The organism is Mucilaginibacter sp. P4_A11 (assembly GCF_056402535.1).
In genome coordinates, this window is record NZ_JBFUHE010000026.1 from 22,478 (window position 1) to 36,155 (window position 13,678).

Genomic DNA, 13,678 nt, shown 5'->3' on the forward strand with positions numbered 1-13,678 from the left:
TAACTTAGTCGTATTAAATCACAATCAAAAATCTATCATCATGAGTTTAAGACTGGGCGATAAAGCGCCGAACTTCCAAGCAAAAACATCAGCAGGCGAAATTGACTTTTATGAATATTTAGGCGATAGCTGGGGCGTACTATTCTCACACCCTGGCGATTACACACCAGTTTGCACTACCGAGCTTGGCAAAACAGCTGCTTTAAAAGATGAATTTACCAAACGCAATGTTAAAGTACTGGCACTTAGCGTTGATTCGGTAGAATCACACCACGGCTGGATCCAGGACATTAATGAAACTCAGGGTGTTGAAGTTAACTTCCCGATTATTGCTGATGAAGACCGCAAAATTTCTGAAGCTTATGATATGATCCATCCAAATGCTTCAGTGAATGCAACTGTGCGCTCATTGTTCATTATAGGCCCTGATAAAGCAGTTAAACTGATCATCACTTATCCTGCGTCAACCGGTCGTAATTTCCAGGAAATTTTAAGGGTTATTGACTCATTGCAGTTAACCGCCAATTACAGTGTTGCTACACCTGCCGACTGGAAGGAAGGGGAGGACGTTGTAGTAGTGCCTGCAATCAAAACAGAAGACATCCCAGCCAAATTTCCAAAGGGTTTTACAGCAGTTAAGCCCTATTTGCGGCTGACACCACAACCAAATAAATAATTTTATTTGGTTTATTAATAATTTTATATATTTGAGGGAAGCTGGATATCTATTCCTTCTGAACCAATATAAACCTATTTTGTTTTCAGTTTGGTTTTAGTTGATCTTAACACGAATTTTTTATTACGATTATTATAATTATGAAAACTGGAAAAGTAAAATGGTTTAACACACAGAAAGGTTATGGCTTTATTATTACCGAAGAAGGTAAGGATCTTTTTGTACACTTTAAGGACGTGCAAGGCGGTGTAAATGCTATAAAAGATAACGACAGCGTTACGTACGATGTTGAAGATGGCAGAAAAGGATTACAGGCAGTTAACGTGAAAAAGGTATAAAATATATAAAGTTATTGAACAAAATTTACTCACAGAACCTCTGTATCAACAGGGGTTTTTTTGTGCCGATTTTTTTGCTTTTATCTGCATAAATCCCCTACATTAGCCAACCAATTTTTATACTTTATGACCGATGCTACCAATGCCAAAGTTACCAGGAATGCTATTTTCTTAGTAATTGTTGCTTCCCTGGGCTATTTTGTTGATATATATGATCTTTTGGTTTTTTCGATAGTACGGATCCCCAGCCTTAAAGATATTGGCTTAACTGCCCAGGAAATAACTGATAAAGGGCAGTTCATTATCAGTATTCAAATGTTTGGATTACTGCTTGGCGGGATCATTTGGGGCATTATGGGCGATAAGCTTGGCCGCATTAAAGTACTTTTTGGGTCGATATTGCTTTACTCCATTGCCAATTTTGCCAATGGCCTTGTTCATGATGTAAATACTTATGCCCTTGTGCGGTTTATTGCAGGCCTCGGATTGGCAGGTGAGCTTGGTGCAGGTATTACTTTGGTTAGCGAAACTTTAAGTAAAGAGAACCGCGGCTACGGGACCATGATTGTTGCTGTTATCGGTTTATTTGGCGCCACAGCCGCTTATGCAGTAGCTAAATTTGGCTGGCGTAATGCTTATTTTGTTGGTGGTGGCTTAGGTATATTATTGCTGTTGCTGCGCATTGGCACTTTTGAATCGGGCATGTTTAAAAATGTAGAGAAAAGCGACGTATCCAAAGGCAACATGTTCATGCTGTTTACTAACTGGGAACGCTTAAAAAAATACCTGTTTTGTATCCTGATAGGCGCGCCGCTTTGGTATGTGGTGGGTGTATTGATCAGCTTTTCAGATAAGTTTGGCGCCGCTTTAGGGGCTAAAACCCTGATCAAACCCGGCGATGGTATTTTTTACAGCTACATTGGTATCGCTATCGGCGATATTGTGGCAGGCTTGCTGGCCCAGGTTACCAAATCACGAAAATTGACCATGGCTGTATTTTTAATACTTTCATTGGTGAGTGTGCATTTTTACCTGAGTGATAATGGTATCACGCCTGAACGCTTTGCCGTACTAAGCTTCTTTATGGGATGTACTGTGGGTTACTGGGCAACTTTTGTTACGATAGCATCTGAGCAATTCGGTACTAATATCCGCTCGACGGTTACTACCACAGTGCCTAATTTTGTACGCGGTTCGTTGATTCCGATAACATTGGCGTTCAACGCGTTCAATGCTAAATACGGGTATATCAAATCAGGATATATCATGATGGGTATACTAACGGCAGTTGCATTATTATCCTTAAGTCAGCTAAAAGAAACTTTTGGCAAGGACCTGAATTATGTGGAAATAAGCTAAAAAGTCAGGTGTTCAACTTTTGAAAAAGGGGTGTTCAATGTAGCAGGATGCAAATATGCAAGTTACTAATAATCAGCGATTTGAATTTTGCCATTTAAAAAAATAAACACTTAATTAATTGACTATCAATCATTTGTTTTTTTTCATGTGTTCACACTTTAAAAGTTGAACACTTTAAATTTTCTATTATCGGTTCGATATAATAGGCACATTAATCCCCCTTTTCTGCTTTTCAAAAGGCATCCCCGGCAATCTTCAAAATTCACTACTTTTACGGCCTATGATCAGCAAAGAACAAATAGCCGAAGATTATAAGCAAATACAGGATGAGATCTGCGCAGCGCTTGAACAGTTAGATGGCGCAGCAAAATTTGAGGAGGAGCTTTGGGAGCGCGAGGGTGGAGGCGGAGGCCGTACCCGGGTTATCCAGAACGGCAACATTCTTGAAAAAGGCGGAGTTAATTTCTCGGCAGTTCACGGTCATTTGCCCGATACCATGAAGCGGGCGCTACAAGTTGAGCAGGATGATTTTTTCGCTACCGGCGTATCCATTGTAATCCACCCCAACCACCCGCTGGTGCCCATCATACACATGAATATCCGTTACTTTGAAATGCCGTCGACCATGGGAGATAGTCAGAAACCGGTTCGGTGGTTTGGCGGTGGCATCGATTTAACACCTCATTATGTAATTGAAGATGATGCCCGTTTTTTCCATGGTGGCCTAAAAGCTGCCTGCGATCAATATTATGCCGATTTTTACCCGCGTTTTAAAAAATGGGCTGATGATTACTTCTATATCAAACACCGTAACGAAACCAGGGGCATAGGCGGCATATTTTACGACAGGCTCACCGCCAATGATGAGCTGAGCTGGGAAGATATTTTTGAGTTTTCAAAATCTGTTGGCCGCTCATTTGCACCACTATATACCGAATTGGTAAATCGCAACCGTGATAAATCATTTACAGAAGCGCAGCAATTGTTTCAATACCAGCGTCGCAGCCGCTACGCCGAATTTAACCTGGTTTATGACGCCGGCACCAAATTCGGACTGGAGACTAATGGCCGCATTGAGTCGATACTAATGAGCCTGCCGCCTACGGCCAAGTGGGTTTATGACTATCATCCCGTAGCCGGCAGCGAAGAAGAAAAAACATTATCTTTACTAAAAAAAGGCATAAACTGGGCGTAAGGTTAAGCTGAAAGCAGAATACTGAAAGCTAAAAGCAAAGCCCGGAGAAAAAGCGTTCAGCATTAGGCTTTGGGCTTTTAGCTAATAATATCACCAATGAAAAAATCTATCATACCGGTTGTCGGTATTTTACTGTTATGTGCTTTCCGCTTTGACGATAGTCCGCTGAAAGGAAACTGGGAGTATCGCGGCGGTATAATCAATGGCAAGCTTGATGCAGCTCCCACAGCTTATAAACTACAACGGGATTACGACAATGAGCATTATAAAGCCAGAGTAATAGAGGAGGGGGAGAAAACCGTTGTATATGAAAAAGGCGATTACCAGTTAAAAGAGGATACCTGCTTTGAAACCCAAACCTATTGTATGCAGGAGTCGAAACTGCTTAATAAAACCATAAAATACAACTACACAATCAGTAACGATACACTAAAACTGCTTTCGGTTTTACCTAATGGCAATAAGGTTGAAGATTACTGGGTAAAGGTTAAATAAGCCCTGATTAAAGTAACAAAATTGTTGTACCTATGGCAACATACGCCGCGGTTTATTGTTACTAAATTGGCGCAATCCCAAGTATTTTTTTAACTTCGCAGGTCGTTGAAAAATCAATTTTAACACGCAATTATAAGAGAAGGTTCTACAAATAATTTAAAATGGCTGAAGGAACAGAAAACGATAATTCACACGCAGAAGACAGGATAATTTCGATAAATATTGATGAGGAAATGCGATCGGCGTACATTGACTATTCAATGTCGGTGATTGTTTCCAGGGCGCTGCCCGATGTCCGCGATGGACTGAAACCCGTACACAGGCGCGTGCTTTACGGCATGCTTGACCTGGGTTTAACAAACAACAAGCCCTACAAAAAATCTGCCCGTATTGTGGGTGAGGTAATGGGTAAGTATCACCCGCACGGTGATAAATCGGTATATGATACCATGGTACGTATGGCCCAGGAATGGAGCTTACGCTACCTACTGGTTGAAGGCCAGGGTAACTATGGTTCTGTTGATGGTGACGAACCGGCTGCGATGCGTTATACAGAAGCACGCTTGCAAAAGCTTGCCGAAGAGATGCTTGCCGATATCAACAAAGATACCATTGATTATCAATTAAACTTTGACGACTCGCTACAAGAGCCGACTGTATTGCCATCTAAATTCCCTAACCTGCTGGTTAACGGAGCTTCAGGTATTGCGGTAGGTATGGCTACCAATATGGCTCCGCACAATCTTTCGGAAGTTATTGATGCTACTATGGCATTAATTGATAACCGCCAGATAGAGGTTGCCGAGTTAATGAAATATGTAAAAGGGCCCGATTTCCCTACGGGAGGCATCATTTACGGTTACGATGGCCCTCGTGAAGCACTGGAAACAGGCCGCGGCCGGGTGGTGATCCGTGCCCGTGCCGAAATTGAAACTCACAATGGCGAGCGTGAACGCATCATTGTTAGCGAAATACCTTACCAGGTAAATAAAGCTTTAATGATTGAGCGTACCGCCGAACTGGTTAATGAAAAAAAACTGGAAGGTATCTCAGCCATTCGTGATGAATCAAGCCGCGAAGGTATCCGTGTTGTTTACGAGATCAAACGCGATGCGAACGCAGCTATCGTTTTAAATAACCTGTTTAAATATACCTCCCTTCAAACTTCGTTCAGTGTAAATAATATCGCATTGGTTAATGGCCGCCCGATGTTGCTTAACCTGAAGGACCTGATCCATCACTTTGTTGAGCACCGCCATGAAGTTGTTGTACGCCGTACCAAATTTGAGCTTAACGAAGCTGAAAAACGTGCACACATCCTTGAAGGCTTATTGATCGCTTTAGATCATCTTGATGAAGTTATCCGCCTGATCCGCGCTTCACAAACACCAGACGAAGCAAGAGAGGGCTTGATGACCAGTTTTGGTTTATCCGATATCCAGGCCCGTGCTATCCTTGATATGACTTTAAGGAGGTTAACAGGTCTTGAACGTGAAAAGATCAAAGACGAATACGCCGCTTTAATGAAACTGATCGAGCATTTAAAAAGTATCCTGAACGACGAAGGCTTAAGGATGCAGATCATCAAAGATGAATTGCTTGAAATTAAGGAGAAATATGGTGATGAGCGCCGTACTGAAATGGTTCACTCATCGGCAGAAATGCAAACCGAAGACTTTATTGAGGATGAAGATGTTGTAATCACAATATCACGCGAAGGCTATATCAAACGTACTCCGCTTACGGAATACCGCAGGCAGAGCAGGGGAGGAAAAGGCGCCATCGGCAGCAACAGCCGTGATGCGGATTTCATTGAGCACCTGCTTATCGCCTCAAATCACAACTACATGTTGTTCTTTACCGAATCAGGTCAATGTTTCTGGCTCAGGGTGTTTGAAATACCGGAAGGCACACGTACCTCAAAAGGCCGTGCCATCCAAAATATCATCAATATTCCGAAAGAAGAGAATATCAAGGCGTATATTAAACTGATCTCGCTTAAAGATCAGAACTACCTTGAAAATAACTTCATTATCATGTGTACCAAAAAAGGTACCATTAAGAAAACCTCACTTGAGGCTTACTCTCGTCCGCGTTCAAATGGTATCAATGCCATCAACATTAATGAAGGCGACTCGTTACTTGAAGCAAGCTTAACCAGCGGCAGCAGCGAAATAGTAATGGCACTTAAATCGGGCCGTGCTATCCGTTTCAATGAATCAACAGTTAGGCCAATGGGACGTACCGCTACTGGTGTTCGTGGTATTAGCCTTGATGATGAAAATGATGAAGTAGTTGGTATGATAGCTATTGATGATGCTGAAACAACTGTTTTGGTGGTATCAGAAAAAGGTTATGGTAAACGTACCGATATTGAAGACTATCGTGTTACAAATCGCGGCGGTAAAGGTGTAAAAACCTTAAATATTACTGAAAAAACCGGAAACCTTGTTGCCATAAAAGGTGTTACAGATAAGGAAGACCTGATGATCATCAATAAATCAGGTATCATAATCCGTATTGCAATAAGTGAGTTAAGGGTAATGGGCAGGGCTACACAGGGTGTAAGGCTTATCACACTTAAAAATAACGACGAAATTGCGTCAGTAGCCAAAATTGAGCATGATGAGGATGAAGAAGTAAAAGAAGGCGATGAAAATGCAGAAGGCACTGAAACTACCACCGAAAATACAGGTGAAAGTGATACAGCTGAAGATAACGCAGAACCATCAACTGACGATACAACAGAATAATAAATATGCACTACCGCAAGATCATTTTATCGGTTTTAATTACAAGCTTTACTACAACCTTTGCCTTCGCACAAAAAGAAGCGCTGAAGGTTGTGGTAAATAACCTGGCATTTTATAAACAGAAAAACGACCTGAAGTATTTGGCCGCAGCCAAAAAATCTGCAGATAGTTTGATCATTACCAAGTCGGACACAGCTGATATTGAAAAGAACCTGTACAGGGCGATAGTAAACTCAAGTATCCTGTATATAGATTCTTTAAATAAACTTGGGATGCCTGCAGACATGCTTGACAAAACAACTAAGCTGGTTGACAGACTATCGGGCATGAGCAAAGTTTTCAAATATCAGTCTGAACTTGATTACTCCAAACGATGCCTGGCAAATGTTTACATCCGTAAAGGGTTTGAAGCAGTAAATAATTCAGATTTTTCAAACGCTAAAACGGCATTTGAAAATGCAAAGCGATATGCTCCAGGCATGAACCAGATCAATACCTATATTGCTTTCTCAAATAATAAAGCAGGTAACTTACAGGATGCCGCCAAATATTATTCAACGATGCTTCAGGTTGATAGTGCCCGCACTGAATATATTGAAACCGCATCAAATATCTATAAGTCGTTAGGGGATACGGCCAAAGCTTTGCAGATTCTTCAAAAAGGGAGAAAAATTTTGCCTAATGACAGGTTTTTGCTACTTGACGAAGCCAATATTTACAATAACAAGAAAAATTACAAAGCGTTAGAGCCTTTAATCGGACCATTGCTTGACATTAATGCCAATAACGCCGATATTGCATTTGTTGCTGCAAATTGCTACGATCATTTAGATAAATTTGATCAGGCTGAATCCCTTTATTTACACGCCATTGAACTAAGCGGAACGTATTTTGATCCTGTACTTAACTTAGGGTTGTTATATTTAAAGCAAAGTGCAAATACAAAAGGAGAGAGGAGCACCCAAGACCTTGGGCGTGCGATACAATGGCTTGAAAAGGCCAACGAAATTTCACCAAATAATGTGAATAGCTTGCAAGCGTTACAGTTGGCATATGCAAAATCTAATAATCAGGATCAATTAGACAGAATAAACAATAAACTAAAACAGTTAACCAATCAATAGTAATCATGAAAATCAAAATTTTGATGGCGGGCCTGTTAGGCTTGGTTTCAGCAACAGCTTTTGCACAAAAAGGTGAGTTAAATACGGCAAAAGAAGAATATGAAAAATATTCGGGCCTAAGGGGACAACCGGCAATGGCTTCTATGGCAGGCAAAAGTCTTACTACTGCAAAAGAATCAATCGATAAAGCCGCTATTAACGAAAAAACAGCAGTGCTACCGCTCACTTTTGCTTTAAAAGGTTCTATTTATTCTGCTTTGGCACTTCAGGATACTGTGGCAACAACATCGTTACCATTATTCACCACAGCCGATGAGGCATTAAAAAAAGCCAAAGAACTTGATACAAAAGGCGAAAGCAAAAAAATGATTGATGACGCTTACCTTAATCTTGCTCAATATCAATTAACAAAAGGGGTAAAGGAATATTCAGGTGCTAAATATGACCTTGCTTATCGCTCATTTGACTATTACCGCACTATCTTACCTGAAGATACCAATGCTATTTACTACACTGGTTTAGCYGCTGCCAACGCAAAAAACTATCCTGCTGCAATTTCAAACTACAGCAAGCTGGTAACTACTAAATACTCAAAAAATGCCGGTGTTTATCTGGATCTTTCCTCATTATACCTTGCAAGTAAAGATACTGCCAACGCGTTAAAAACAGTTGCTGAAGGTGTTTCAAAATATCCTACCGTTAGCGATTTGCGTAAACGTGAAATAGAAATAAGCCTGCAAACCGGCAAAGAAAAAGAAGTGTTGGACAAAATCCAGGCTGCTTTAACTGCTGACCCCAAAAACAAAACACTGTACTACTATGCAGGTTTAACATATTCTCAAACTGCTGATACTTACGTTAAAGAAATAGCAACAACTAAAGATGCTGCGGCCAAAGCAAAATTACAAACTTCAAAAGCTGACGCTTATGTTAAAGCAGGAGAGATGTATAAAAAAGCTTTAGAAATTGATCCTAACTATTTTGAAGCTAATTTAAACTACGGATATGTGATTTTAAACCCTGCCATTGATGCTTACAATGCTGCGAATAAACTACCTGCTAATAAACAAAAGGAATATGATGCAGCCATAGCCAAAGCTAAAGCTCAATTTGAACAAGCAAAACCATATTTGGTAAAAGCTGTCGAACTTCAGCCAAAATCAATTGATGCGTTGCAAAATTTAAGAACCTATTATTTAGGTGTTAAAGATGATGCAAACGCTACAAAAATAAAAGCTCAGATTGATGCGTTGCCTGCTAACTAATAAATAGGGCAGATAGAAAAAGAAAAGAGGGCCTTGAAAAAGGCCTTTCTTTAAAAAGAACTATTTAACATAATGTTAATTATGAGAATAATTTAAAACGAGTTTTTAACTTATTTAAATAGCCATTAATCAACCGCCTTGAGCATCATCGGCTATTTAAATAGATTGATCACTATCGCGACTTAGTTAGCAAAATGAAATCCTGAGATATTCAGGAAACGAGATTCGAAATCCTGAGACTTTTTTCCAATCTCGTTTCCTGGTTGCATTTTTTAAACTTAATTAACGGAGCGAACTAAAACCTTCGCGAATGTCATTCACGAGAAGCTCTGGTTGCTCCCAGGCAGCGAAGTGACCTCCTTTGGTATGTTTCTTATAATAAATCATATTAGGATATGCTTGCGCGGCCCAACTTCGGGGAGCCTGAAATAATTCCTCAGGAAAAGCACTTACGACAACCGGAATTTTCACACCCAATGGAGCAACAAAAGCGTGTTTGTTTTCCCAATACAGACGGTATCCGGAAACAGCTGTATTCGTTAACCAACACAGTGTGATGTTATCCAAAACATCGTCGCGGGTCAGTCCTTCGGGCACCCCCGCGAATACACGTGATATCAGCGACAAACTTGGCTGATCGTGATCAAGAAACATAGCGGCAAGACCAACAGGCGAATCTGCGGTCGCGAGTAACGTTTGAGGGCGTGAACCCATTATGAGGGCATAAGCGACGTGTTTATATGAAAAAGACAATTGATCATAAGCTTGTTTTTCTTCAGCAGAAAGACTATCTGGTGCCGGCGCGCCGGCAAAAGCGGCGTTGTTAATTTCGACGGGAACCACGCAAGGGAAATTTGTGGCCATACCCAATAAATTGCCAGGTGACTGAAATGCCATAATATCGGTAATAAGGCCCCCCCAATCTCCTCCTTGAGCCAGGAACTTTTGATATCCAAGGCGCTTCATAAGTGTTACCCATGCATAAGCAATTCGGGACGGGCCCCAGCCAGTAGTAGTAGGTTTACCCGAATACCCGTTGCCAGGGATAGATGGGATTACTACATGAAAAGCATCCTCCGCTGTTCCTCCGTGTGAAGTGGGATCTGTGAGCGGGCCAACGAGCTTCAACTGTTCAATAATTGAGCCTGGCCAACCATGGGTTATAATGAGCGGTAAGGCGTTTTCATGTTTTGAACGAATATGAATGAAGTGGATGTCAAGGCCGTCGATCTCTGTTAAAAAGTGAGACAATGCATTCAATTTTGTTTCCATTTTACGCCAGTCATATTCGGTCGCCCAGTAGTGTGCAAGTGCCTTCATTGTCGCAAGTGGCACGCCCTGTGTTTGATCGGAGACGGTTTCTTTTTCCGGCCACCTCGTTGCTAAAATTCGGCGCCGCAGGTCATCAAGTTCAGCTTGAGGAACGCTGCCTAATTCAAAAGGGCGAATCTCCTCTTCAGATCCTATTGCAGGAGCAATAGTGCTTTCGATAGTTTCCATGGTTTTGATTTTTATGATTTCTATTAAATTAATTCACTTGGCGATTTCAGGTTAAATGAAAAGATGGATTGGGCAAATAACGTATTGTATCGGCTGGGGCAACTCCAAGCGATCATCTAGAAACTAAGGCGCAGACGGCTTACTTTATTCTTGCAGTCAAGACAGCATTCAAGTTAAACAACAGGTATAGAATAAGTTATTCGTAGTTGAGCGATATTCTTTAGGAGTCAGCTTTCAAGCCGAACTTTTAATCAGAAAAGCACTTTAGCAGTGTAAATAGAAAAGTAAGGTAGATATGTATGGTGTTATAAAAGACAGGTAGAATTCTTTTATAAATGTCAGGAGAAATTTCGTAAAAAGCAAGGATGACTTTTATGGAAATAATTTATTTTATTAACAATTAACCCTCCTCAAAAAAACAGAGTAATTTAGATCAATTACACAAAAAGACCTGTCACTTCGCTTGGAATAATCCGTTGTAATGAATTGCACGGGTATACACCTAATATTTACAGCCATTCACACGTGTGTAAACTAAATGAAACGTAGTTTACAATTTCAGAGCCAATAAAGTGCCATAGGATATTAATGGATACTAATTAAATATATTTGACATAGCAAAAGTTACTGTATTAGCCGACTCGTCGTCATTGATTTTTTTAATCGAAACCCAATTAAAATTAAAGCTATTTATACAATAAGCTTTTCGATTAAACAGGAAAATGTGAGTCATATGGCGAAGCATTGTGCAGTGATCAATGCATTCCTGGTTTTTCATCTCTTTATGAAATACCAAACAAATAAAGAAAATTCCGTTTATAACAAATCCGCAAATAAATTTTACTTTTTTTATGATAACAGATCAGAACTTAATGGTTAGTGTTTGCTGTACTACTTATAACCATAAAGATTTCATCAGCCAAACTATCGAAAGCTTCCTGATGCAGGAAACCAATTTTAGATATGAAATTGTTATTGGAGACGATTGCTCAACCGACGGCACAACGGAAATACTAAGATCATACAAAGAAAAACACCCGGATATAATCAAGATAATTTACCCCGAAAAAAATCGTGGCGCACATCTGAATACAATTAACACTTTAGGCGCATGCGAAGGAAAATACATTGCACTTTGCGATGGAGACGACTTTTGGACAAGTCCGCAAAAGCTGCAAAAACAGGTCGACTTTTTGGAAAACAATCCTGAATATATTATTTGCTGTCATTACACCCGGGTAATTGACATCAACAATAATACGCTAAATCTGGAGCCCAATCCGGTGCCGTTGGAATATAGTTATCATGACCTTTTAGTAGGCCGGCAGGTAGAAACTAAAACTGCTACTGTTGTTTATCATAATATTCCCGAAGTACATGAATTATTTCAAAAACAATGGTATACGAGCTGCTATGCAGCTGATAAATTTTTTAAACTTTTCGCGACATTTAATACCGGTCGTAAAATATATGTGATGCCCGAGGTCATGAGTTGTTACCGTAATCATGCTGGAGGCATATGGAGCATGATACGGAATGAGGCCCGCATGGAAATGGTTATTAGTGATTTCAACCTGATCATCAGGCGTTTTCATTATCGTGGCATGCAAAAAAAAATGCTCTTGTTACTATATCTTAGGAGATATATACTATTTGAGTTAGGCAGGTTTCGCTTGCGCAAAGCTTTTGATACTGTAAAATACCTGCTTTAAATAAGGTCTCCCCTATCTTCCTGATACTATCACTTGCCCCCAGCCATAGTGCCCGGATAGTTTTTTTCCTTTTTTAATCATAATCCGTCGAATATTATTGACTGACCTGTACCCTGTGCCCTCCCCCCGGGCATTCAATTAATAACATTATACAACAATTAAAAATCCACTTATGAATCACCGAAGTTTCACCATACGTAATAGAAAAGATTGGGACGAATATATTAGTCGTTCATATATACACGAGGGTTTTCACACCTGGTATTATCATTCTTTAAATACTGAGGGAGAGCCACTTTTATTTATCTACGAAGAAGAAAAATTATTCATAGCGCTACCGGTGATCAAAAGGAAAATTGAAAGTTCTGAATATTTCGATATGACCTGTGTGTATGGTTATGCAGGCCCTCTATCCAATGTTCCTTTTACAAATTTATCTGCCTTAACTATTGAACAATTTAAAGCCGCGTTTACAAACTTCATGAAAGAGGAATCGTCAATTTGCATCTTTTCAAGATTGCACCCGTTCCTTGATCAATATCATCTGTTAGAAAACATTGGCGGTATCAAGGACAACGGGACAACATTGTACGTTGACCTTTCGATATCTGAGGAAGAACAACGGGACAGGTACGATAAAAGGCTTGGTCGCCAGATAAGAAGTCTGCGCAAAATGGGCTTTGTTATTAAAGAAGCTGATACGGCTCAGGAAATTGAAGATTTTGCCAAAATGTATTATAGAAACATGGACCGGCTGAATGCATCATCCAATTATTATTTTGATGTTCAGTACTTCATCAATCTTCTTAATGAAGAGTACATGAAAAACAAACTCATTTTAATTTACGATGGAGCTAACCTCATGTGCGGAGCGCTTATTTTGTTATCAGATGCTATTGTCCGGAATCACCTTTCGGCAACTTCACCTGACTACCTGAATATTTCTCCAAGTAAATTGATGACAGACGAAATAAGTATGATTGGGAGGAGAATGGGAAAAAAGATTTTCCACCTTGGCGGCGGCGTGGGTGGAAAAGAAGATTCTCTTTTCAATTTCAAAAAGCTATTCTCAAACCTGCAGGTAAAAGATCGGATATGGTGCTATATCAACGATGAACCTACTTACAACGATCTGGTTTCAAGATCAGGCATAGAAATCAACCAGGAAATCCCATTCTTCCCCCTATATCGTCATCCAAAAATAAAAACACAAACAGCTGACTCAGAACCAGAAACCACCACAATTTAAAACCTTAACTAA

At 40.1% G+C, this 13,678-nt stretch carries 11 protein-coding genes; 10 read left to right on the plus strand and 1 reads right to left on the minus strand.

Annotation, left to right across the window (positions count from 1 at the left end; all coding sequences use genetic code 11):
- The first annotated feature begins 40 nt into the window (after positions 1–40).
- The 8 genes from AC1DUD_RS30000 (at position 41) to AC1DUD_RS30035 (ending at position 9,205) form a co-directional block, all read left to right on the plus strand.
- Entirely contained in the window at positions 41–676 is a 636-nt protein-coding gene (locus AC1DUD_RS30000) for a peroxiredoxin (RefSeq protein ID WP_243487725.1), read from the plus strand.
- A 140-nt stretch (positions 677–816) separates the two neighbouring features.
- Positions 817–1,014 (plus strand): cold-shock protein, encoded by a 198-nt coding sequence (locus AC1DUD_RS30005; RefSeq protein ID WP_114937866.1) that lies wholly within the window; start codon positions 817–819, stop codon positions 1,012–1,014.
- Positions 1,015–1,140: 126 nt separating this feature from the next.
- Positions 1,141–2,373: an MFS transporter gene (locus AC1DUD_RS30010; protein ID WP_477381448.1), complete on the plus strand. Its 1,233-nt coding sequence runs from the start codon at positions 1,141–1,143 to the stop codon at positions 2,371–2,373.
- A gap of 280 nt (positions 2,374–2,653) precedes the next feature.
- Entirely contained in the window at positions 2,654–3,568 is a 915-nt protein-coding gene (hemF, locus tag AC1DUD_RS30015; RefSeq protein ID WP_477381450.1) for an oxygen-dependent coproporphyrinogen oxidase, read from the plus strand.
- Positions 3,569–3,664: 96 nt separating this feature from the next.
- Complete coding sequence (locus AC1DUD_RS30020) at positions 3,665–4,063, plus strand: hypothetical protein (RefSeq protein ID WP_477381452.1); 399 nt, start codon at positions 3,665–3,667, stop codon at positions 4,061–4,063.
- Positions 4,064–4,224: 161 nt separating this feature from the next.
- Positions 4,225–6,816 (plus strand): DNA gyrase subunit A, encoded by a 2,592-nt coding sequence (gyrA, locus tag AC1DUD_RS30025; protein ID WP_477381454.1) that lies wholly within the window; start codon positions 4,225–4,227, stop codon positions 6,814–6,816.
- Between the two features lie 5 nt (positions 6,817–6,821).
- A complete protein-coding gene (locus tag AC1DUD_RS30030; protein WP_477381456.1) occupies positions 6,822–7,940 on the plus strand; it encodes a tetratricopeptide repeat protein in 1,119 nt (372 codons plus the stop codon).
- A 5-nt stretch (positions 7,941–7,945) separates the two neighbouring features.
- Positions 7,946–9,205 (plus strand): tetratricopeptide repeat protein, encoded by a 1,260-nt coding sequence (locus AC1DUD_RS30035; protein WP_477381458.1) that lies wholly within the window; start codon positions 7,946–7,948, stop codon positions 9,203–9,205.
- A gap of 282 nt (positions 9,206–9,487) precedes the next feature.
- Here AC1DUD_RS30035 and AC1DUD_RS30040 read toward each other — a convergent pair whose 3' ends face one another.
- The gene (locus tag AC1DUD_RS30040) at positions 9,488–10,705 is read right to left on the minus strand and encodes an epoxide hydrolase family protein (protein ID WP_477381460.1); all 1,218 of its coding nucleotides are present in this window, start codon (positions 10,703–10,705) and stop codon (positions 9,488–9,490) included.
- A gap of 851 nt (positions 10,706–11,556) precedes the next feature.
- On the opposite strand from AC1DUD_RS30040, the gene AC1DUD_RS30045 reads away from it, so the two are divergent.
- Together AC1DUD_RS30045 and AC1DUD_RS30050 are read left to right on the plus strand one after the other, a co-directional pair.
- Entirely contained in the window at positions 11,557–12,417 is an 861-nt protein-coding gene (locus tag AC1DUD_RS30045; RefSeq protein WP_477381463.1) for a glycosyltransferase family 2 protein, read from the plus strand.
- Between the two features lie 172 nt (positions 12,418–12,589).
- Entirely contained in the window at positions 12,590–13,666 is a 1,077-nt protein-coding gene (locus tag AC1DUD_RS30050; RefSeq protein ID WP_477381465.1) for a GNAT family N-acetyltransferase, read from the plus strand.
- Positions 13,667–13,678: the final 12 nt, after the last annotated feature.